Below are 21,776 nucleotides of genomic sequence, written 5' to 3' on the forward strand. Positions count from 1 at the left end.
CCAGTTACCCCGCAAGCGGCTCGCGGCGGATGCTGATCGAGTTGATGCAGTAGCGCTGGTCGGTCGGGGTGGCGTAGCCCTCGCCCTCGAACACGTGGCCCAGGTGCGAGCCGCAGTTGGCACAGCGCACCTCGACCCGCTTCATCCCCAGCGAGACGTCCTCGATGTACTCCACCTTGCCCTCGGCGGCGGGGGCGAAGAACGACGGCCACCCGCAGTGGCTGTCGAACTTCTCGGTGCTGCGGAACAGTTCCACGCCGCAGGCCCGGCAGTTGTACACCCCTTCGGTGTGGTCGTCGGTGTACTCACCGGTGAACGGGCGCTCGGTGCCCGCCTCGCGCAGCACGTGGTACTCCTCGGCGGTCAGCTTGGTGCGCCACTCGTCGTTGGTGAGCTGCAGCGGGTAGATCCGGTTGGTGCTGTTGGTTGCCATGTCCGCCTCAACAAGGTCGCGTGCCCGGTAGTTCCCTCAGCCTACGAGGGGCACTCTCGAGTGTCGGGCTCACCCGTTCGGCCGTACGTTGGCCGGAGAGTGAAACGCGCTCACCGCATCGGGGAGTTGACACCATGACCAGCGAAACAGGTTCGCGCAGGCCGATCGATGCCCCCACCGACCGGCCGATGAGAGACTCGCTGCAGCAGCCGGTCAAGGGGCCACCGGTCGAGCAGCCGCTGCACGAGGAGACTGCTTCCTCAGCGGTGGCCGGAGGTGCGGGCACCGCTGGCGCCGCCCCGCCGGCGCCCGAGTACCGCGATCCGGCGTACCGGGAGCCGGCCTACCGGGACGAGCCGGTGAGCCGGGAACCAGTGCCCGCCACCCGGACGGCGACGATCTCCTCACCCGGCCGGATCGGTTTCGGCGCAGCCGTTCTCGTGCTCGGGATCCTGCTGGGCATGGCCGACCAGCAGGCCGACGGCGCCGGGATGATGCTGCGGATCCCGGCCCTGATCGCCGCCCTGATCATGGTCGCCCAGGGGATCCAGCTGATCCTGCGCGGGCTGCCCCGCGAGACCGAGGTCGAGGTGGTCGAGGTGGTGGACGACACCGACCCCGCGCACGCCCGCACCACGGTGCGCCCGCGGCCCTGGGCCACCCAGATGGCGGCCTTCCGCACCGACCCGGGCTCGGCCGGAATGCCTGCCCTGGTCATCGTTCTGGCCATCTGGCTGGGCCTGGCCACGCTGCGGATCGACGATGCCCCGGCGAACCTGAGCAACCTGTCGATGCTGTCGGCGTTCGTGCTCTTCGCGCTCGGCTGGACCCTGATCCCGCAGCGCCGCTAGCACGCCCGGCGCAAAGAAACCCCCCGGTGAGCACCGGGGGGTTTCTTAATGCCTGATCCTCAGCCGAGGAAGCTGCTGCCCGCGTAGACGTGCAGCACCGGCACGCCCAGCGCCTCGCGGGCCCGGGAGGCCCAGTCGGTGTGGAAGGTGTCCTCCACCGCGTGCGGGCGGGTCACCACGATCACCTCGTCGGCGCTGCGGGTGGCCACCTGCTTGTCCAGCCCGTTCACCGGGTCGCCCTCGACCACCTCGCCGGTGGCGGTGAACCCGGCCGTGCTGAACGCGGCCAGCGAACGGGCCAGCGCGTCGGCGGCCTCGGTCCGGCTGGGCTCGTCCTCGCCGCGCACCGCCTCCAGGGCCTCGCGCAGCTGGAACAGGCTCAGGTGGTCGAGCACGTCGGCGAGCAGGTTGCGCTCCACGTCGGCGGGGACCAGCAGATGGTACGAAGGGTGGTTCTCGGCGTGGACCGAGGTGAGCCGAACGGCGTCTTCCTCGCTCAGCGCGACTTCGGTCAGGACCAGGATCGATGGCGTCGGAGTCACAAGATCAGCCTAGTAGCCCGGCGACTTCCCGGCTCCCCGGCGTCGCTGGGGACCGGTTCGGTCGGCAGAATTGGGGGCATGAGCGTTACGGAGACTGCTGGAGGAGCTCGATGAGCCGCCTGGGTGGGCAGCAGGTGCCGGACGGCGTGCGCCGGCTGGCGGTGGCCGCCGCGGTCGCGGGCGCCTCGTCGGCCATCGCGGCCGGGGTCGCGGCCGCCACCGCGGCCACGGTCTTCGCCCGGCGGGTGGTCACGCCCGACGCCAACCGGCCGGAGACCGTCGAGGTGGTCGCGGTCAAGGGTGAGGTGGTCACGCTGCGGGCCGACGACGAGACCACCATGCCGGGCCGCTACGGCCTCTGGCAGGACGGTGGCCGCACGCACGCCCGGGTGGGCGACGTCACCTCGTACGACACGGTGGCCGGTACCGTCCGGCGGCCGCTGCTGGGAGTGGACTCGGGCCGGCTGAAACCCGGCAAGGCCCGGCTGAACCAGTACTACTACGCCGGCGACCCGTTCACCGCGCTGGGCCTGCCGTTCAGCGACGTCACCATCGAGGGCGACTCCACGCTCCACGGCTGGCTGGTGCCCGGCGCCGAGTTGAATGTCGAGGAGCACGCCGCTGGCGCCTCGGTGCGCAGCGCGGCCGGCAGTACCCAGAGCAGCACCAAGCTCAAGAGCGGGTCGGCGCCCACCGGTGGGCCCTGGGCGATCCTGGTGCACGGCCGCGGCGCCACCCGTGAGGAATGCCTGCGCGCCCTCCCGGTACTGCACCGCCTGGGCTTCACCTCACTGGTCGCGGGCTACCGCAGCACCTTCGGCCTGCCGGTGCCCCCGGTCGGCCCGCTCGCCCGCTACCACCTGGGCGACACCGAGTGGCGGGACGTGGAGGCCGCGATCGTCTACGCGGCCGAGCACGGCGCCGAAGAGGTGGTGCTGTTCGGCTGGTCGATGGGCGGGGCGATCGTGATGCAGACCGTCGCCCGCTCCTGGACCGCGGACCGGGTCAAGGGGCTGGTGCTGGACGCCCCGGTGATGGACTGGCGCGACACGCTGGCTCACCAGGCACGGGTGAACAAGCTCCCACCGGCGGTGGGCCGGCTCGGGCAGAGCGTGCTCTCGCACCGCTCGGCCTGGCGGCTGGCCGGGACCGAGGCCCCGGTCGACCTGGACCGGCTGGACTGGGTCTCCCGGGCCGCCGAGGTGCGTCACCCGATCCTGCTGATCCACAGCAAGGACGACGAGTTCGTGCCCTCCACCCCGTCCGAGAAGTTCGCCGAGGCGCGGCCCGACCTGGTCACCTACGTGTCGGTCGAGGGCGCGCGGCACTGCAAGGAATGGAATGTGGACCAGAACACCTGGGAGTCCGCGGTCGCGCGGTTCCTGCTCCGTCTGTGAGACACCCAACTTGAGACGTTGTGCGCACGGTGCGTACAACGTCTCAAGTTCTCAGTGGTTGGGGACGGTCTGAACCAGCCAGCGCCCCAGGAGCACGTCCTCGGCCGCGATCAGATGGGCCGGCCGGGCCGTCACCTGCACGTCCGGGCCCAGCGCGATCCGCGGGCCACCACCCGCGAGCAACGTGGGAGCCCAGGTCAGGCACAACTCGTCCATCCGGCGGGCGGCCAGCGCGTGGCCCAGCAAGGAGGGCCCGCCCTCCAGCAGGACCCGCCGGTGACCCCGCCCGGCGAGCACCCGCACGGCGTCGTCCACGTCCACGTCGTCCTCACCCGCCACGATCACCTGGTCCGGCCCGGCCAGCGCGCGCAGCCGGCCCAGATCCGCCTGGGCGGTGGTGATCACGAATGTGGAGCCGTCCAGCACCTCGCTGGGCACATCACCGCTGCGGGTGACCACCGCCAGGACCGGCGCCGGGCGCTGACCCCGGCTGCGGCGGTGCTCGGCGAAGGCCGGATCGGCGGGCGGAACGCCGTACCCCTCGGCCCGCACGGTGCCCGCGCCGACCAGGATCACGTCGCAGAGCCCACGCAGAACCTTGAACGTGGCCTTGTCCACCGCCCCGCCCAGCGCGCCGGAGAGCCCGTCCGGCCCGGCCGCGGAACCGTCCAGGCTGCTGACCATGTTGGCCCGCACCCAGCCGCGGGCCGGCACCGGCTCGGGGTAGGCGTACAGGTCGGCCAGAGCCTGCACGGTGGGCTCCGGATCGGTGGTCAGGTTGCCCACCTCGGCCCGGCCCGGCAGCAGGAGCTGCAGCACCGTCACGAAGCGGTGCCCTCGTGCACCTGGCGCTTGATCCGCGCCAGCATCCCGGCCATACCCCGCAGCCGCAGCGGGCTGACCGCGTCGGACAGGCCCAGGCGCTGCGGCACGTCGTTGGGCACGTCCAGGATCTCCTGGCCGCTCAGCCCCTCCAGCCCGGCCGCCAGGATGCCGGCGAAGCCGCGGGTGGTCGGGGCCTCGGCCGGGGCGTCGAAGTAGATCTGGGCCGGATCGGCCAGGGTGGCGCCGGTCTCGACCTTGACGAACACCGGTGACTGGCACTCGGTGACCGCTTCCATCGCGTCGTGGTCGCCCGAGTACTTCTCCGGCAGGGCGGGCAGCTCACGGCTGAACTCCAGCAGGAGCTCCAGCCGGTTCTTCACGGCGAGCGCGTTGAAGTCGTCGACGATCTCGGCGAAGGCCGCCGGAAGGGTGTCTGCCACGGGTCCGATCCTGTCACGTCCCGTGCCGAAGTAGCACTAATGGCCGACCCGGCCGTCGTGGACGTCACGTTCCTCTGAGAACCTGCCGTCATGAACATCGCCCGGAAGGGGCCCGGCGCCGGGTCCCGCTCTCCCCGCGCCCGCCTCGTCTCCTCCGCACCTCGCCGCAGCCTGAACGGCACCTGGCAGTTCCGGGTCTCTCCCGGCCTGGCCGCCGCGCCGGACGACGGGTGGGACACAGACGACGCCGGCTGGGCCACGGGCGAGCAGTGGACCACCATCCCGGTGCCCGCCCACTGGGTGCTCGAGGGACACGGAAAGCCCGCCTACACCAACACCCGTTTCCCCTTCCCGATCGACCCGCCGCACCCGCCGGCCGAGAACCCGATCGGTGACTACCGGCTGGTCTTCGACGCCGAGCCGGAGTTCCTGGACAACGCCGTGCTGCGCTTCGACGGCATCGAGTCGGCCGCCGAGGTCCGGCTGAACGGCCGGCTGCTGGGCGAGACCCGGGGCAGCCGGCTCACCCACGAGTTCGACGTCACCGGCACGCTGCGCGCCGCCGGCAACGTACTCGCCGTCCGGGTGGCCCAGTTCTCCGACGCCAGCTACCTGGAAGACCAGGACATGTGGTGGCTGCCCGGCATCTTCCGGGACGTCGACCTGGTCGCGGTGCCGGAGCGCGGGATCTGGGACGTCTTCGCGGTCACCGACTTCGAGGCGGCCGACGGCACCGGCACGATCGACCTCACCGTGGAGTTCAACGGTGAGGCTTCCGGCCGGTTCCGGGTGCCCGAGCTGGAGATCGACGTGGAGGTCACCGGGGGAGGGGTGATCGGCGCCGGTCAGGTCGAGCCCTGGACCGCCGAGACCCCGCGCCTGTACGCGGCCACCCTGCAGACCGAGACCGAGACGGTCGAGCTGCAGCTGGGCTTCCGCCGGGTCGAGGTGAAGGACTCGGTGCTGCTGGTCAACGGCGCGCCGATCCAGATCCGCGGGGTCAACCGGCACGAGCACGACCCCGACCAGGGCCGGGTGTTCTCGGCCGAGCGGCTGCGCCAGGACCTGGTCCTGATGAAGCAGCACAACGTCAACGCGATCCGTACCTCGCACTACCCCTCGCACCACGAGCTGCTGCGCCTGGCCGACGAGATGGGCTTCTACGTCGTGCTGGAGTGCGACCTGGAGACCCACGGCTTCGTCGACCTGGACTGGAAGCACAACCCCAGCGCCGACCCGGCCTGGCGCGAGGCCTACCTGGACCGGATGCACCGCACGGTGAACCGGGACAAGAACCACGCCAGCATCATCATGTGGTCGCTGGGCAACGAGGCCGGCACCGGCGAGAACCTCGAGGCGATGGCCGCCTGGACCCGGGCCTTCGACCCGTCCCGGCTGATCCACTACGAAGGCGACTGGAGCAGCACGTACGTCGACGTGTACTCCCGGATGTACGCCTCGTTCGAGGAGACCCGGCAGATCGGCGAGGAGGTGCTCACGCCGGCCCCGTTCAGCGCCACCGCGGCCGAGATGCACCGCCGCGAGCTGCCGTTCATCCAGTGCGAGTACGCGCACGCGATGGGTAACAGCCCGGGCGGCCTGGGCGAGTACCAGGACCTGTTCGACCGGTACCCGCGCCTGGCCGGCGGTTTCGTCTGGGAATGGATCGAGCACGGGATCCGGACCGAGGACGGCACGGGCTACCTGTACGGCGGCGACTTCGAAGAAGAGACGCACGACGGCAACTTCGTGATCGACGGTCTGGTCAGCGCCGACCGCAAGGTGCGCCCGGGCCTGACCGCGCTGGCCCACTGGTACGCGCCGGTGCGGATCGACGTGAGCGACACGGGTATTCGCATCCAGAACCGGCACGACCACCGCGACCTGAGTCACCTGCGCCTCGTCTGGCGGGCCGAGTCGGACGGCAAGCAGGCGGCCGACGGTGAGCTCAAGCTGGACACCGTGGCCCCGTGGGAGACCGTCGAGGTGCCGCTGCCCGAGCAGGACGCCGAGATCATCACGGTGGAAGCGGTTCACCTGGACCGGCCTGAGTGGGCGGCCGAGGGCCACGTGATCGCCCGCGGTCAGCGGGCCTGGCTGAACCCGGCCGAGGTCCCGCTGGAAACCTCGGTGCCGCAGCGCGAGGCGTTCGACGCGGTCAGCCTGCGGCTGCAGCAGCTCGGCGGCCTGAAGCTGGACGGCCCGGTGGTCAGCCTCTGGCGGGTGCCGACCGACAACGACCGTCGCCCGGGCTGGGACGAGATCAAGGAGCCGCCGTATGCGGCCCGGTGGGAAGAGCTCGGCCTGGACCGGCTGCGCACCCGCGTGGTTTCGGCCGAGGAGCGGGACGGCGCCTTGGTTGTGCGTACCCGCACTGCTCCGCCCGGACGCGAGTGCGCGGTCGACGCCGAGTACACCTGGCGCCGGGTGAGCGACACGGCGGTCACGGTCGAGATCGGCCTCACCCCGGACGGTGTCTGGCCGGTCGAATGGGCGCGACTGGGCGTGGATCTCGTGCTCGAGGGCGCTCCGCAGGGCATGGACTGGCGGGGCCTCGGCCCGGGCCCGTCCTACCCTGACATCGCGGCCGGCCCGTACTGGGGCGACCACCACGCCGATGCCGACGAGCTGCTCACCCCGTTCGTGCTGCCGCAGGAGAGCGGTGCCCGCGCGGGGGTGCGCAGGGCGTCGATCGGTACCGAACAGGGGACGCTCGCGGTCACGGTTCTGCCGGGTGGCACTTCCGGTGGCGCCGAGGAAGTTGCGGTGACGGTCTCGCCGTACAGCCGCAAGACTCTGGCCAGCACCACGCACCAGCACCTGCTGCAGGCGGACGGCCGTACCCACGTGTCGATCGACCTGTTCCAGTCCGGCGTCGGCACCGCGGCCTGCGGTGAGGGCGTGCTGCCGCGCTACCGTCTGGCCGCCCGGCCGGGCCGGGTGACTCTGCTGCTGGAGCACATTCAGGGTTAAATCGGGTTGCCAGGCCGCTGCGTGGCCTGGCACCTTAAGGCGTGAGGCCTAGCCGGGACATCCTTCGTCTCGAACTTCTGTCGGCTACGTCCTGGCACTTTCCTCACCTGCGTGGGCCGGTCCCTGGGGCCGGCCCACGTCTGTCTTTGTCCCGCGCCGAGGGGAATCACCCGTGTCCATCGAGCAGATCGCCTTCCGGCGGTGCCGGGTGCTGCTGCGGCCCGCTACCGAGACCGGTTCACCCACCGCCGAACTCGGCGCCGCTACAACCCTGGAGCTGCGTGAGGCCGGGCTGGCGCTCGCCAATCCCGGGGCACTCACCGTCGGCTGCGCCGCTCAGGCCGCCCGGTGGGCCGGCTGGTCCCGCGACGAGCGTGGCCAGAAGGGCGACTACGCGCCGCTGTTCCCGGGATTTCCCGATCGGCTGCCCGACTTCGACCTGGCAGAGTTGCGTTTCGCCCTGGCCCAGGTCCGTCTGGCCGTGATCGCGCAAGAACGGGCTCCGGACGAGTGCACCGCCGAGGATCTGCGCGCTTGCCGTGACTTCTCCGCGATCGGCTGGTGGCCGGCCTCCTCGGTGCCACAGGACGTGCCGAAGGCTCGGCGGGACCGGGAGTTCCAGCTCACCCTCCCCGGTGACGACCTGCAGCAGCTCATCCCGGTCACCCTGGTCGACGAGCCGGAACTGCGAGCCCGGCTGCAGCAGTTCGTCCGTGCGGGCCTGGACTCGCCCACCTCCCTGCGCAGCGACGTGCGGGCCGACCTGGACGCCGCGCTCGACCTGGTGCTGCAGTCCGCCGTACTCGGCGAAGACCTGCCCGGCTTTCACGAGGTCCGCTTCCTGGAGACCCGGGTCCTGTTGCTGCGCCGCATCTTCCAGGCCGATCCGGCTGCTCTGCCGGATCTGGAGGTCACACCGGACGATCTGCTGCGGCTGTTCGCCGAGCTCACCGGATCCGACGTCACGCTGACCGAGAAGATCACCTACCCCAAGCTCACCCGGGCCCAGCGCCGCGCGGTCGTCGCAGCCCTGGAAGCATCACCCCGGCTGCCGGACGTCTTCCGCCGGCGCCGTCTGTGGCTGGCCGTGGCTCGTGGTCTGCACTTGTCCGAGTTCGAGGCACCGCGCGTGCAGGAAGTGTTCGCCCGGCTGCGGGCCGACCGGCGCGACCGCAGCAGCCTGCTCTCCCGCACCGAGGTCCTGATCCAGACCGGCGAAGTGGCCCAGGCCGCGCGCACTCTCGCCGGCGAGGCCCCGGCTCTGCTGGTGCGCCGGCTGCGCCAGTTGCTGCACACCGCGACCGCGATCGGCCAGACCGAAGAAGTTCTGCAGGCTCTGGGCGGAGTCCAGGTGCCTTCCAAGGTGCTGTGGGCGGCCTACGGTCAGATCCGGAACAATGGTGCCGTCTACCCTCAGCTGGCGTTCACCAAGAGCGGTGCGGCCCTGCCGATCCCCGGCCCGGCCGGGCACCTGGCCCTGCCGGAAGACCTGCGCAACCGGGCGCTCGCCCTGCTCGAGGACCGGCTACGGGATAATGCCCAGCAGGATCCGGCCCGCCCGGCGGCCGGAGAGAAGGTCTGGATCGACCCTGCCCTCGAGTGGGTGCTGCTGCCCACCCAGCTGCGCTCCACCGCCCCAGGGCTGGCCCAGATCGAGCGCGGCTCCCGGCTGGCCCTGGGGCAGGCCCCGGTCCTGCGGATGTTCGTGCACTGGCGGCAACCCGGCGACCATGAGTCCGACCTGGATCTCTCGCTGCTCGCTCTGGACGAGAAGCTGAACCTGGTCTCCCAGGTCTCCTGGACCAACCTGACCGACGGTCCGCTGACCCACTCCGGCGATCTGACCGACGCCCCCGAGGGCGCCCAGGAGTTCATCGACATCCGGCTCGAGCACGCCCGGGCCCAGCCGAGCTGGCGCTACCTGGTACCGGCCGTCTACCGCTTCAGCGGCCCGTCCTTCGCCCAGCTGCCGGAGGCGGTGCTGGGCTGGTCGCGGCTACCACCGGCAGGTCGAGGGCACCGAGGTCGCCACCGCCGAGCTGGTGCGCAGTCTCCTGCGCCGGGCCGGCACCCGGGCCTCGGTCGCCGAGGTGGTCAGGTTCGTGACCACCGCCCGGGGTGCCGAGGTGGTTGCCGACCGGGCCGCCGCCGACCTGACCTTCGGGCTGGACGAGAAGTGCAGCTACGACGTCCGCTCGCCCGAAACCCTTCTGGCCGAACTGCTCTGAACGGGAGCACCGACGTCCGCTATTTCATCCCCGAGGTCGCCAGCCCGTCGATCACCCGGCGCTGCAGCACGATGAACAGGATCAGCACCGGCGCGGTGGCCAGCAGACTCGCCGCCAGCACCACCGGATAGTTCACCGTGCGGTCGTTGATCAGCGTGGCCAGACCGGCCGAGAGCGGCATGCTGCTGCTCTCGGTGGTGACCACCAGCGGCCAGAGCAGCTCGTTCCACGACCAGAGAGTGGCGGTGATCGCGAGAACGCTGATGCTGGGCCGGATCAGCGGCAGCATCACGTGCCAGAACACCTGGAACGGGTTCGCCCCGTCCAGCCGGGCGGCCTCCTCCAGCTCGGCCGGCAGCGCCAGGAAGGCGGTCCGCATCAGGAACGTGCCGAACGCGCTGAACAGCCCGGGCAGCACCAGACCACCCACCGAGCCGAGAAGCCCCAGATCCTGGATGATCTCGTACTGCGGCAGCAGGTACACCTGGGAGGGCACCATCAGGATCGACAGCACCGCGGCCAGCACCAGTGCCTTGCCCCGGAACTGCATGCGGGCGAACGCGTATCCGGCCAGTGTGCAGAACGCGATCTGGGCGAGCACCCGGACCACCGTGATGAACAGGCTGTTGCCCAGCTGGTCCAGGAACGGCAGCTGGCGGAACACCTCGGCGTAGTTCTCCCAGCGCAGCGTTTCCGGCCACAGGTGCGGCGTCACCGACTGCACCTCGGCGTTCGTCGACAGGCTCATCAGGATCTGCCAGGCGAACGGGAACATCATCACCACGGCGCCCAGGCTGAGCGCGAGGTGAACGCCGATGTTGTTCCGCCGTGGGCCTTTTGCTCTAGTCAACGTGCACCCACTTCTTCTGCAGCCGGAACTGGATCGCGGTGGCCACCGCCACCAGGACCAGCACCACCATCGCCACCGCGGCCGCCAGGCCCTTGTCGTTGGTCACGAAACCGGCCTGGTAGAACAGGTAGACCAGAGACATGCTGTCGAACACGGTGGCGTTCATGTTCGTCGTGCCGAGCACCGCGTACAGCATGTCGAACAGCTGGAACCCGGCGATCACGGTCACCACCGACAAGAACGCGATGCTCGGGGTCAGCAGCGGCACGGTGATCGAGCGGAACTGCCGCCAGCGGGAGGCCCCGTCCAGTTCGGCCGCCTCGTACAGTTCCGGCGGGATCTGCTTCAGCCCGGCGCCCAGCACGATCACCGAAAAGCCGATGCTCGACCAGAGTCCCACCACCGACACCGCAACGATCGCCGCGCCCGGGGTGCTGATCCAGTACGGCCCGTCGATGCCGAACCAGCCCAGCACCCGGTTCAGCACACCGAAGTCGCCGTTGAAGATGATCCGCCAGACCATCGCCACCGCGGTCGGCATCGCCACGTAGGGCAGGAAGTACAGCACCCGGTACACCGAGGCCCCGCGCAGGCCGGGGGTGTTCAGCAGGCTGGCCACCACCACCGCGATCGGCACGTTCAGCAGGACGATCGCGGTGTAGAGCAGGGTGTTGCCGATCGCCTTGTACAGATCGCCGTTGCTGAACAGCTCCTGGTAGTTGCTCAGCCCGGTGAACGTGGTGCCGCCGAACACCCCGAACTCGGTCAGCGAGAACCAGGCGGTCTGGACGATCGGCCACAGGTAGAACACCGCGATCCCGATGCCCAGCGGCGCGACGAACAGCCAGGGCCAGAATCCGTCGCGGCGCGGCTTCTTCGGTTTGTCCGAGGACGGCGCCCGCACCGGTTGCGTCGTGGTGGTCACCTGAGTGCTCACTCCTTGGTGAGAGCCGCGTCCATCTGCGTGGCCAGCTCCTGGGTGACCTCCGCGACCGGCTTGGTCCCGGAGAAGGCGTCGGGCAGGTACTTGACCTCCAGCTCGTTCCAGGCGGTGGTGTTGGCGCTGACCGGAAGCGGTTTGGCGTACTCCACCGCGTCCAGGAACACCTGGAGGTTGGCCTCGGGCATCGACTCGGCGAAGGCGGTCTGGGTGCCGGTGTAGGCCGGGATCACCGAGCCCGCCTCACCGAGCTGCTGCTGCGCCTGCTCTCCGGCCAGGAAGGCCTGCAACGCGTGCGCGGCCTGCTTGTTCGCCGAGTTCGCGGCCACCATGTTGGCCACGCCGTGGATCACGGTGGCCTGCTGAGTGCCCTTCGGCAACGGCAGGACCACGATGTCGCTCTCGATGTCGGTGCCGGCCAGCGCGGCCCGGAACCAGCTGCCGCCCCAGTACATGCCCAGCTTGCCGGAGGTGAACCACTGGTCGGCGGTGGTGTCGGTGAGCTGGGCGATGCTGGGGGAGCCGCCCGAGGCGATCAGATCGGCCCAGAACCCGATGCCCTCCTGGCCCTGCGGGCTGTGGTAGCCGGACTTGCCGTCGGCGATCACCTCGCCGCCGGCCTCGAAGATCGTGTTGTAGTAGGTGGTCTGGCCGTCCATCCCACCGGCCCCGCCGTAGATGCCCTGGCTCTGCAGCTTCTGCGAGATCTGCTGGGCCACGCTCTGGAACTCGTCCCAGGTCCAGTCCTCGCCCGGCACGTCCACCCCGGCCTGCTCGAACACTGCCTTGTTCACCCAGACGCCGATCGTGTCCATGTCCTTCGGCACCCCGAACTGCACCCCGTCCAGGCTGTACAGCGAGGTCAGCGCCGCGGGATAGTTCGCCGGCGTGATCGCGCCGGCCTCGACCGGGCCGGTGATCGGGTCGATCTTCTGGTTCGCGGCGTAGAGCTGGAAGTTCGGGCCGTTCATCCAGAACAGGTCGGGCAGCGTGTCGCTGGTGGCCTGGGTCTGCAGCTTGGTCCAGTACTGCGCGAACGGGGTGACGCTGATCGCCACCTCGATCCCCGGGTACTTCTCGTTGAACGCGGCGATGTTCTGTTCCAGCGCGGCCACCTGCGTCTGGTCCCAGACGCTGTAGGTCAGCTGCGCCTTCAGGTCCGCGGCCGGCTCGGTGTACTCGGAACCCTCGGCCGAGCTGTCGCTCCCACCCCCGCAGGCGGCGAGGGCGGTCATGGCACCGAGGGTTCCCAGGAGCAGACTGCGACGGGAGAAGTTGTTCATTGCTCGGCCCTTTCGGTGGCGGGGGCTTCGTTGCCCGCGCCGGATCGGAAGTGATGGAGGACGTTCGTGGGCAGTTCGGGTACCAGATGCGGGACTGAGTTGTTGCGCAGGGACTCGGCCGCCAGCGCACCGGCGGCCACCGCCTCACGGGCGGCAACGGGTGAAACCAGGGTGGGGGCGCCGGAGACCACGTGTTCCAGGAACTCGGCCATGGTCAGCCGGTCGGCGTCCTCGTGACCCTCGCTCACCCCTTCGATCGGGTACTCGGCGTCGCCCTCGGCCTGCCACAGATGGCGGCGGTTCCAGACCCGCACCACCCCACCGGCGGTGTCGCCGAAGTTCTCCACCCGGCCCTCGGTCCCGATCACCGTGTAGTTGCGCCAGTAGTCCGGGGTGAAGTGACACTGCTGGTAGCTGGCGAAAACCCCGTTGCCGAGCTGCATCAGCATCATCGAAACGTCCTCGACGTCGACCACCGGATTCAGCCCGGTGTGGCTGCCGGGTGGCCAGTTGTCCATCGAGAACCAGTCCGGCATGGTCTGGCCCGGGCGCTCGTGACGGTCCTGGATGCCGCCGAACAGAACCAGCCCGCCCATCCCGACCACCTGCCGGGTGTAGCCACCGGCCAGGTGGTGCACCACGTCGATGTCGTGACTGGCCTTCTGCAGCAGCAGGGTTCCGGTCTTGGCCCGTTCGGCGTGCCAGTCCTTGAAGTAGTAGTCACCGCCGTTGCCGACGAAGTGCCGCACCCAAACGGCCTTCACCTCGCCGATCTCGCCGCGCTCCACCACCCCACGCAGCGCCCGGACCACCCCCGAATGCCGGAAGTTGTGCCCCACGTAGAGCTTGGTCCCGGTCTCCGCCGCCGCGTGCAGCACCCGGTCCGCATCTTCCAGCGTTGTGGCCAGAGGCTTTTCGAGGTACACGGCAATACCGTTGCGCAGCAACTCGACCGCGATGTCGGCGTGCGCATGGTCCGGCGTGCTCACGATCGCGGCATCCACCCCGCCCGCCGCGACCAACTGCGCGACGCTCTCGAACACCTGAGCACCGGCAAAGATCTCCGCCCCGCGCCGCCGGCCCTCCGGCTCGGTGTCGACCACCGCCGTGACCCGTGCTCCCGGCCGGACCTCAGCCACGTGAAGCCCGATCACCGAGCGAGCGCCGCAACCCACCACCGCTACCGACAGACCCGAAGTGATCATCCTGCGCGGCTCCTGATCGATTTTGACTAATCCAGGCTCCGAATGAGCGTGAATAGACAGTAGCGGTCTAATCCGAGCCCGCCTAGGGGTGTGCCGGTGCCGGATCGCCAGAAGTAACGTGGAAGCAACACAGGAGGGCGCGAACGGTACGAAAGGGGCGCAGGCGGTGCGACTTCATGGGCCGCGCGGCTGGCGCTCCGGCACCCTAGGCCTGCTGAGCGGTGCCGGCGCCCTAGGCCGGTTGAGCGGTGCCGGCGCCCTGTCGTGCGGCCATCGAGCTTGTCGCACCGCGCGGCCGTTGGTCGCACTTGGCGGGAGCTTGTCGCACTTGGCGGCGCTCAGTCGCAGAAATGAGCCTCTTCAGCGCCCAAATCTGCGACAACGGGCCGCCAGGTGCGACATCCATCCACCCGCCCACGCAACTCAGGGGGCGACGATGACCTCGACGCCGGCAGCCTCCAGTGCAGCACCCACGTCCGCAGCCGGAGGCAGGTCGGTGACCAGGGTGTCGATCTGCTCAAGGGGGCAGATCCGGGCGAAGGTGGTCCGGCCGAGCTTGGTGGAGTCGGCGGCCACCACCACCCGCCGGGCCACCGTGGCGATCTGCCGGCTGACCTCGGCCTCGCCCTCATGGATGGTGGTGGCACCGAACCGGCCGGTCAGGCCGTCCACGCCGAGCACGGCCAGATCCAGGCTGAACTCCCGCAGCGTGGCCGCGACCAGGGGCCCGACCAGCTCGTAGGACTGCGAGCGCGGCACTCCGCCGGTGACCACGATCTTCACGTGCTCACGGACGCTCAGTTCGTAGGCGATGTTCAGCGCGTTGGTGACGATGGTGATGCCCGGCGTGGACCCGCGCGCCAGCAGCCGTTCGCTGGAGCCGAGCACGCGCGCCACCTCACTGGTGGTGGTGCCCCCGTTCAGCCCCACCGAATCGCCGGGGGAGACCAGCCCGGCCACGGCCTTGGCGATCGCCGCCTTGCCGTCGGCCTGGCGCACCAGCTTGTACTGCAGCGGCAGCTCGTACCCCGAGCCCAGTGCCGAGGCCCCACCGTGGGTGCGGGTCAGAAGGCGTTGCTGGGCGAGTAGATTCAGGTCGCGCCGCACGGTGGCGGGGGAGACGTCCAGGGCCTCGGCGACGTCGGCGATCGAGACGTTCCCGCGTTCGGTGACGAACTCGAGCACCTTGTTGAGCCGCTGCTGGGCCGTCATCTCTCTCCATCCACCTGCCCCATGCTCTCACGTGAAGGCCTTGGGGGTTGACTCGCTGTGGTCAATTCTGATCGTATGCCTGAATATCGATCAGAACTAGTCTGAGATCGAAGCGGACCCCGACCCCCTTGGGATGAGACATGACCACTTTCGTCGATGCCGAGATCTCCTCCCAGCCCGACGTCTGGCGTCTGGCCGGCGAGCTGGCGGCCACCGTGAGCACCGATCTGCCCGCGCGCGGCGAGCGGGTGGCGGTCGTGGGCTGTGGCACCAGCTGGTTCATCGCCGCGAGCTACGCGGCTCTGCGGGAGAGCGCGGGCGACGGGCTGACGGATGCCTTCGCCGGCTCGGAGTACCCCAGCGGCCGGGACTACGACCGGGTCGTGGCGATCTCGCGATCCGGCACCACCACCGAGATCATCGAGTTGCTGAGCGGGCTGAGCGCACCCAGCACCCTGATCACCGCGGTCCCCGACGCTCCCGCCGCGCAGCACGCCGACGCGGTCGTCGGGATGGGCTTCGCGGACGAGAAGTCGGTGGTGCAGACCCGGTTCGCGACCAGTGCCCTGACCCTGCTGCGCAGCTCGCTGACCAGCAGGCCCGACCTGGACGCCCTGGTCGAGCACGGCCGCCGGGCCCTGGAGGTGCCGATCGAGGACCTGCTCGGCGCCGGCCAGGTCACCTTCCTCGGCCGCGGCTGGACGGTGGGCCTGGCCAGTGAGGCGGCACTGAAGACCCGTGAGGCGGCCCAGTTCTGGGCGGAGTCGTACCCGGCGATGGACTACCGGCACGGCCCGATCGCGATCGCCCAGCCCGGCCGCCTGGTCTGGTCGTTCGGCCCGGCTCCGGAAGGCCTGACCGAGGACGTGGCCGCCACCGGGGCGACCTTGGTGCAGCACGACCTGGACCCGCAGGCCGCCCTGGTGGTGGCCCAGAGGTTCGCGATCGGCCTGGCCAAAGCCCGGGATCTGGACCCCGACCGTCCTCGATCGCTCACCCGCTCGGTCATCCTCGGCTGAGAGGTGGAACGATCAGGAGCATGAATGCCGCGACGATGAGTGCAGGCGCCCAGGCGGTCGGGATCGACGTGGGCGGCACCTCGGTCAAGGGGGTGCTGCTGAGCAGCGACGGGTCGCTCCTGGCGGCCCATCGGTTGCCCACGCCCAGCCCGGATCCGACGGGCGAGGGCGTGGTCGAGACGGTTGCCCAGGTCCGGGACGCGCTCACCCAGGATCGTCAGCTGCCGGTCGGCGTGGCTCTGCCCGGCGTGGTGGACGAGGACAGCGGCATGGCCGTGTACTCGGTCAACCTGGGCTGGCGGGACGTCCCGATGCTTGAGGAGTTGACCAAACGGCTCGGTACCGAGGTCGCGTTGTCGCACGACGTACGCGCCGGAGGCGTGGCCGAGGCCCGCACCGGCGCGGCGGCGGGCCGTGCCGGAGTGGTGGCCTTCGTCCCGGTCGGCACCGGTGTCGCGGCCGCCGTGCTGATCGACGGCAAGCCGCTGGTCGCCGGGGGCTACGCCGGTGAGATCGGCCAGTTGCTGATCACTCACGGCGAGTTCCAGGGCCAGCGTCTGGAGGAAGTTGCCTCGGCCCGGGCCACGGCGCTGCGGGCCGGCGTAGCCAGCGCCCGGGAGGTCGCTTCGGCCGCGGCCCGGGGAAGTGCTGTGTCGCAGCAGGTCTGGAACGAAACCATCACCGTCCTGGCCGACGGCCTCGCCGGACTGTCCGTCACCGTGGCCCCCACCGTCATCGTCATCGGTGGCGGACTCGCGCTGGCGGGCCGGCAACTGATCGTCCCACTGGGCGAAGAACTGGAGCGCAGATTGCCTGGCCTACGCACGCCCGAACTGATGCCCGCCGCCCATGGAGACGCAGCCGCGGCCGTCGGAGCAGCCCTGCTCGGTCTGGAGCAGCGCGCATGAACGGCGTCATCGCGATTCGCCGCCTGGTCGACGCGACCAGCCAGGACGGCCCGGCCTGGCTTCGGATCGAGAACGGCGTAGTGCTGGAACGTGGCTCCGGAGAAGCACCTTCACCGGCATCCGAAACCCTTGACGTGGTCATCCCCGGCGCCGTCGACACCCACGTCCACGGCGCCGTCGGCATCGATCTGGCCACTCCGGGCGTCGACCCGCAACCCGCGCTCGACCACCATCATGCAGCCGGTAGCACCACGCTCATCGCCTCGCTGGCCACCGGCACCCTCAGCGACACCCGTTCCAGGGTAAAAGAACTCGCCCCCCTGGTCCGCGAAGGACGACTGGCCGGCATCCATCTGGAAGGCCCCTGGCTGTCCCAAGCCCGCCGCGGAGCGCACAATCCCGACCTGCTCCGCGAGCCCAACCGCGCCGATGTGGCCGATCTGCTCGCAGCCGGTGAGGGCGGCATTCGCATGGTCACCATTGCTCCGGAACTGCCAGGAGCCTTCGAAGCAATGGACGAGCTGGTCGCCTCGGGTGTGGTGGTGGCCGTCGGTCACACCGACGCAGACACCGAAACGGTCAGCCGGGCCATCGATCACGGCGCCCGGGTGACCACCCACCTGTTCAACGGCATGGCTCCGATGCACCACCGTCGGGCGGGCACGGTCGGCGTCTCACTGAGCGACGCCCGCATCACCGTGGAGCTGATCGCCGACGGCGAGCACGTGAGCAACGAGGTCATCGACGTGGCCCGCCGGGCGGCGGCCGGGCGCATGGTCCTGGTCTCCGACGCGATGTCGGCCACCGGCCTGGGCGACGGCACCTACGATCTGGCCGGCTCCGAAGTGGTGGTGGCCAACGGTGTGGCCACCCTGGTCGAGGGAAACTCGCTGGCCGGAAGCACGACTGAGCTGATGACGGCGGCCCTGCGGCTGCTCAACCGGGCCATGCCGGTGCCCGAGGTGGTGGCGGTCTCCAGCGCCACCGCAGCGAATGTGTTCGGCCTGCAGGGGCACTCGCTCCAGCCCGGCAACCCGGCCGACCTGATCGAACTGCGCTTCCCGGACGGGGTGGCCGAGATCGCGCGGGTGGCCAGGCGGGGCACATGGCTCGCCTGATCGTCGTCACCCCGAACCCGGCGACGGACGTCACCTACCGGGTCCCGGTCTACGAGAACGGTTCGACCGTAAGAGTTTCGGACGTGTCCAGGAGGCCCGGCGGCAAGGGGCTCAACGTCGTGCGTGTGCTACGTACGCTCGGTGAGCCGGCGGTCGCGGTGCTCCCGTTGGGTGGTGCTTCGGGGCAATGGGTTTCGTCGATGATGGACGCGGAGGGCATCTCGGCCTCCATCGTCCCGATCGCGGGGGAGACACGCAGTACGGTGGCCGTGGTCGACCCGGTCGGGCACCCCACCCTGTTCAACGAGCCCGGCCCGGCCTTGACGCAGGACGAGGGCGGCCGGTTGATCGAGGCCACGGTCCGGGAGTGCGAACCGGGTTGTGCGGTGGTGATCTCCGGTTCGCTCCCGCCCGGCCTGGACCCGCAGTGGCTGGAGCATCTGGTGCGAGCGGTGCGTGCGGTGGGGGCAAAAGTTCTGGTGGACACGTCGGGGGAGGCGCTGCTGGCCGCGGCCCGAGCTGGTGCTGACGTCCTGAAACCCAACGCCCAAGAGGCAATTCAGGCCACGAATGATAACAGGCTGCCGCTGGTGAGTAGTTCGGACGGGCCGGTCGGCATCGCCCCGGAACTCCACGCCGCCGTCACCCACCTGCAGCAACTCGGTGCCACGACAGTTGTCGTCTCCCAAGGTGCCGGCGGCCTAGTAGCCTTTGCCGAGGGCAGGGTCGTCAGTCAGCCGGCGGTCCGTGGCGTCAGCGGTAACCCCACCGGGGCCGGCGACGCCGCCACCGCAGGATTCGCCCTGGCCTGGGCCCGGGGCGACGATCTGCGCAACGCCCTGAAGCTCGCCGCCGCCCTCGGGGCCGCGGCCGTCAAGCAGCCCGGAGCGGGCGAGGTCGACCCGGCCGACGTCCGTGCTTTCGAGGAGGAACTGTCATGAACGTGCTGCAGCAGGCCAAGGAGAACGGCCACGGCATCGGGGCCTTCAACGTGATCCTGCTGGAGCACGCCGAGGCGATCGTGGCCGGGGCCGAGGCGGCCGGCCTGCCGGTGATCCTGCAGATCAGCCAGAACTGCGTGCAGTACCACGGCTCGCTGGAGCCGATCCTGGCCGGCACCCTGGCCGTGGCCCGCAACGCCCAGGTCCCCACCGTGGTGCACCTGGACCACGCGGAGGACGAGGAACTGGTGCAGCAGGCGGTCCGGCTGGGCGTGCACAGCGTCATGTTCGACGCCTCGTCCGACGACTACGAGGTCAACGTGCGCCGTACCGCCGCGATGGCCGAGTTCTGCCACGCCGAGGGCGTCCCGATCGAGGCCGAGCTGGGTGAGGTCGGCGGCAAGGACGGGGTGCACGCCCCCGGGGTACGCACCGACCCGGCCGACGCCCAGGCGTTCGTGCAGGCCACCGGCGTGGACAGCCTGGCCGTGGCGGTGGGCAGCTCGCACGCGATGACCGAGCGCACCGCCCTGCTCGACCTGGAGCTGCTGGCCGCCCTGGCCCAGAACGTGCCGGTCCCGCTGGTGCTGCACGGCTCGTCCGGGGTCTCGGACGAGCAACTGGCCGACGCGGTGCGGGCCGGCCTGGTCAAGGTGAACATCTCCACCCACCTCAACGGCCTGTTCACCCGGGCGATCCGGGAGAAACTGGCGGCCGACGAGCGCGTGGTGGACCCGCGCAAGTACATCGTGCCGGGCCGGATCGCCGTGGCGGACGAGGTGGAGCGCCTGCTGCTCCTGCTCGCCCGCCCCTGAAAACCCCTAGGAGACCTGAAGGACGGCCACCGCATCCGGCTGGAGCACAACCGTCCCCAGTTCGTCGACCGCAACATCTCCCCAGGTGAGCCGGGCTCGTGACCCGGCCGCCACGGGGATGGCCGCCGCCTCGCTACCGATGTTCAGCACCGTGGTGAACGAGCCGCGCTGCATCGCGATCCAGGCGTCCCCATAGCTGACCGACACCGAGTCGAACAGGTCCTCCAGCAGGTCGGGCGAGGTGCGGCGCAGCTCGATCAGGTCCCGGTACCAGCGCAGCAGGCCGGAGTTGACCGGCCCGGACAGCTCCGACCAGTTCAGCTTGGACGCCTCGAAGGTCGAGAGCGCCTGCGGATCGGGCACTTCCTCGGGCGCCCAGCCGTGCGAGCCGAACTCGGCCCGGCGGCCCTTGCGCACCGCCTCGGCCAGCTCCGGGCTCTCGAACGAGGTGAAGAACTGCCAGGGCGTGGACGCGCCCCACTCCTCGCCCATGAACAACATCGGGGTGTAGACGCTGGTCAGCACCAGTGCGGCCGATCCCGCCAGCCGCCCGGGGGAGACCGTGGCACTGGGCCGGTCGCCGGTGGCGCGGTTGCCCACCTGGTCGTGGTTCTGGGTGGCCACGACGAACTGGTGCCCGCGGTGCTTGTCGGCCGAAATCGGCTTGCCCCAGTGCTGCCCGCGGAAGGTGGAGTAGTCCCCGGCGTGCCGGAAGGCCTCCTTGAGCACCCGGGCCAGCACCGCCGACGTCCCGAAATCGCAGTAATAGCCCTGGGTCTCGCCGGTGACGAAGCTGTGGACGGCGTGGTGCACGTCGTCGTCCCACTGGCCGGTCATCCCGCGCCCGCCGCGCGCGACCGGTTCCACCATGGCCGGATCGTTCAGGTCGCTCTCGGCGAACAGGCCCAGCGGACGTCCCAGATCGTCCGAAAGCGCAGCGACCCGGTCGGACAGCTCGGCCAGGATGTGCCGGGGCGAGGAGTCGACCAGGGCGTGCACGGCGTCCAGCCGCAGGCAGTCCACATGGAAGTCACGGAACCAGCGCAGCGCGTTGTCCACGATCCAGGCGCGCACCGCCAGGGCTCCGTCGGCGTCCAGGTTGACCGCATCGCCCCAGGGAGTGGTGTGCGTGTCGGTGAAGTACGGCCCGAACTCGCGCAGGTAGTTACCGTCGGGGCCGAGGTGGTTGTAGACGGCGTCCAGGCATACCCCGAGGCCCTTCTGGTGCGCCGCATCAACGAAGCGCTGCAGGGCTGCCGGGCCTCCGTAGGCGTGGTGCACGGCGTACAGGCCGACTCCGTCGTACCCCCAGCCGCGCTCTCCGGAGAACTCGGCCACCGGCAGGAGCTCGACGATCTCGACGCCAAGTTCCACCAAGTGGTCCAGCCGGCCGATCGCGGAGTCGAGCGTGCCCTCCGGGGTGAAGGTGCCGATGTGCAGCTCGTAGAACACCGCCCCGCGGGCATCCAGCCCGGCCCAGGCACCATCACCCCATTGGTGCAACGAAGCGTCGAACACCCGGCTGGGTTTGTGTACCCCCTCCGGCTGCCAGGCGCTGCGCGGATCGGGCCGGGGCTCGCCACCGTCCAGCGCGTACGCGTAGTCGGTGCCGTGCCCCGCTTCGGGTACCTGGACCCGCCACAGGCCTGCGGTTTCGGGGGTGGCCTCCTGCCCCAGGGCAGGGTCTGCCACCGGGCGCATCGGCTCGCGCCGATCCAGGGAGGGAAGGTGCAACATGACGCGGGAGGCGGCCGGCGCCCAGACGGTGAACTCGTGCACGGGGCAAGCCTGTCAGA

General features: G+C 70.2%; 19 protein-coding genes. 9 read left to right on the forward strand and 10 right to left on the reverse strand.

Going from position 1 to position 21,776, the window contains the following annotated elements; genetic code table 11:
* Positions 1–4: 4 nt before the first annotated feature.
* Positions 5–433: a peptide-methionine (R)-S-oxide reductase MsrB gene (gene msrB, locus LR394_RS25265; RefSeq protein ID WP_231446551.1), complete on the reverse strand. Its 429-nt coding sequence runs from the start codon at positions 431–433 to the stop codon at positions 5–7.
* 134 nt (positions 434–567) lie between these two features.
* Here msrB and LR394_RS25270 point away from each other — a divergent pair, with 134 nt between their 5' ends.
* Positions 568–1,284 carry a hypothetical protein gene (locus LR394_RS25270; RefSeq protein WP_231446553.1) on the forward strand — a complete coding sequence of 239 codons (717 nt, stop codon included), beginning with the start codon at positions 568–570 and terminating at the stop codon, positions 1,282–1,284.
* Between the two features lie 59 nt (positions 1,285–1,343).
* Here the strand turns inward: LR394_RS25270 and LR394_RS25275 are convergent, their stop codons facing one another.
* Positions 1,344–1,826 carry a hypothetical protein gene (locus tag LR394_RS25275; RefSeq protein ID WP_231446555.1) on the reverse strand — a complete coding sequence of 161 codons (483 nt, stop codon included), beginning with the start codon at positions 1,824–1,826 and terminating at the stop codon, positions 1,344–1,346.
* A gap of 110 nt (positions 1,827–1,936) precedes the next feature.
* Between LR394_RS25275 and LR394_RS25280 the strand changes: the two genes are divergently transcribed.
* Entirely contained in the window at positions 1,937–3,223 is a 1,287-nt protein-coding gene (locus LR394_RS25280; protein ID WP_231446556.1) for an alpha/beta hydrolase, read from the forward strand.
* Positions 3,224–3,274: 51 nt separating this feature from the next.
* On the opposite strand, the gene LR394_RS25285 is transcribed toward LR394_RS25280, so the two are convergent.
* A complete protein-coding gene (locus tag LR394_RS25285) occupies positions 3,275–4,048 on the reverse strand; it encodes a dihydrofolate reductase family protein (RefSeq protein ID WP_231446557.1) in 774 nt (257 codons plus the stop codon).
* The gene (locus LR394_RS25290) at positions 4,045–4,488 is read right to left on the reverse strand and encodes a SufE family protein (RefSeq protein WP_231446558.1); all 444 of its coding nucleotides are present in this window, start codon (positions 4,486–4,488) and stop codon (positions 4,045–4,047) included. Before LR394_RS25290 ends, LR394_RS25285 begins: the two co-directional genes overlap by 4 nt.
* 90 nt (positions 4,489–4,578) lie before the next feature.
* On the opposite strand from LR394_RS25290, the gene LR394_RS25295 reads away from it, so the two are divergent.
* Together LR394_RS25295 and LR394_RS25300 are read left to right on the forward strand one after the other, a co-directional pair.
* Positions 4,579–7,461, forward strand: coding sequence for a glycoside hydrolase family 2 TIM barrel-domain containing protein (locus tag LR394_RS25295; RefSeq protein WP_231446559.1), 2,883 nt, complete (start codon positions 4,579–4,581; stop codon positions 7,459–7,461).
* A 172-nt stretch (positions 7,462–7,633) separates the two neighbouring features.
* Positions 7,634–9,820: a TerD family protein gene (locus LR394_RS25300; protein WP_231446561.1), complete on the forward strand. Its 2,187-nt coding sequence runs from the start codon at positions 7,634–7,636 to the stop codon at positions 9,818–9,820.
* Here LR394_RS25300 and LR394_RS25305 read toward each other — a convergent pair.
* The 5 genes from LR394_RS25305 to LR394_RS25325 form a co-directional block, all read right to left on the reverse strand.
* On the reverse strand, positions 9,709–10,539 hold the full coding sequence (locus tag LR394_RS25305) for a carbohydrate ABC transporter permease (RefSeq protein WP_231446563.1): 831 nt from the start codon (positions 10,537–10,539) through the stop codon (positions 9,709–9,711). The two genes, LR394_RS25300 and LR394_RS25305, sit on opposite strands and share 112 nt — an antisense overlap.
* Positions 10,532–11,464 carry a carbohydrate ABC transporter permease gene (locus LR394_RS43195; RefSeq protein WP_231446565.1) on the reverse strand — a complete coding sequence of 311 codons (933 nt, stop codon included), beginning with the start codon at positions 11,462–11,464 and terminating at the stop codon, positions 10,532–10,534. The genes LR394_RS25305 and LR394_RS43195 overlap by 8 nt, the downstream gene beginning before the upstream one ends.
* 8 nt (positions 11,465–11,472) lie before the next feature.
* Positions 11,473–12,714 carry an ABC transporter substrate-binding protein gene (locus tag LR394_RS25315; RefSeq protein ID WP_231446567.1) on the reverse strand — a complete coding sequence of 414 codons (1,242 nt, stop codon included), beginning with the start codon at positions 12,712–12,714 and terminating at the stop codon, positions 11,473–11,475.
* Between the two features lie 44 nt (positions 12,715–12,758).
* A complete protein-coding gene (locus LR394_RS25320; RefSeq protein ID WP_231446569.1) occupies positions 12,759–13,967 on the reverse strand; it encodes a Gfo/Idh/MocA family protein in 1,209 nt (402 codons plus the stop codon).
* A 423-nt stretch (positions 13,968–14,390) separates the two neighbouring features.
* A complete protein-coding gene (locus tag LR394_RS25325; RefSeq protein WP_231446570.1) occupies positions 14,391–15,179 on the reverse strand; it encodes a DeoR/GlpR family DNA-binding transcription regulator in 789 nt (262 codons plus the stop codon).
* Between the two features lie 140 nt (positions 15,180–15,319).
* Between LR394_RS25325 and LR394_RS25330 the strand changes: the two genes are divergently transcribed.
* The 5 genes from LR394_RS25330 to LR394_RS25350 are packed head-to-tail and all read left to right on the forward strand — an operon-like array spanning position 15,320 to position 19,980.
* The gene (locus LR394_RS25330; RefSeq protein ID WP_231446572.1) at positions 15,320–16,198 is read left to right on the forward strand and encodes an SIS domain-containing protein; all 879 of its coding nucleotides are present in this window, start codon (positions 15,320–15,322) and stop codon (positions 16,196–16,198) included.
* 20 nt (positions 16,199–16,218) lie between these two features.
* Positions 16,219–17,106: an ROK family protein gene (locus tag LR394_RS25335; RefSeq protein WP_231446574.1), complete on the forward strand. Its 888-nt coding sequence runs from the start codon at positions 16,219–16,221 to the stop codon at positions 17,104–17,106.
* Positions 17,103–18,224: an N-acetylglucosamine-6-phosphate deacetylase gene (locus LR394_RS25340; protein ID WP_231446576.1), complete on the forward strand. Its 1,122-nt coding sequence runs from the start codon at positions 17,103–17,105 to the stop codon at positions 18,222–18,224. Before LR394_RS25335 ends, LR394_RS25340 begins: the two co-directional genes overlap by 4 nt.
* Positions 18,212–19,165, forward strand: coding sequence for a 1-phosphofructokinase family hexose kinase (locus LR394_RS25345; RefSeq protein WP_231446579.1), 954 nt, complete (start codon positions 18,212–18,214; stop codon positions 19,163–19,165). The genes LR394_RS25340 and LR394_RS25345 overlap by 13 nt, the downstream gene beginning before the upstream one ends.
* Entirely contained in the window at positions 19,162–19,980 is an 819-nt protein-coding gene (locus LR394_RS25350; RefSeq protein ID WP_231446581.1) for a class II fructose-bisphosphate aldolase, read from the forward strand. The genes LR394_RS25345 and LR394_RS25350 overlap by 4 nt, the downstream gene beginning before the upstream one ends.
* Before the next feature lie 6 nt (positions 19,981–19,986).
* Here LR394_RS25350 and treZ read toward each other — a convergent pair whose 3' ends face one another.
* Positions 19,987–21,759: a malto-oligosyltrehalose trehalohydrolase gene (gene treZ, locus LR394_RS25355; protein ID WP_231446583.1), complete on the reverse strand. Its 1,773-nt coding sequence runs from the start codon at positions 21,757–21,759 to the stop codon at positions 19,987–19,989.
* Between the last annotated feature and the right edge of the window lie 17 nt (positions 21,760–21,776).

Source organism: Kineosporia babensis (assembly GCF_021129305.1).
GTDB lineage: Bacteria > Actinomycetota > Actinomycetes > Actinomycetales > Kineosporiaceae > Kineosporia > Kineosporia babensis.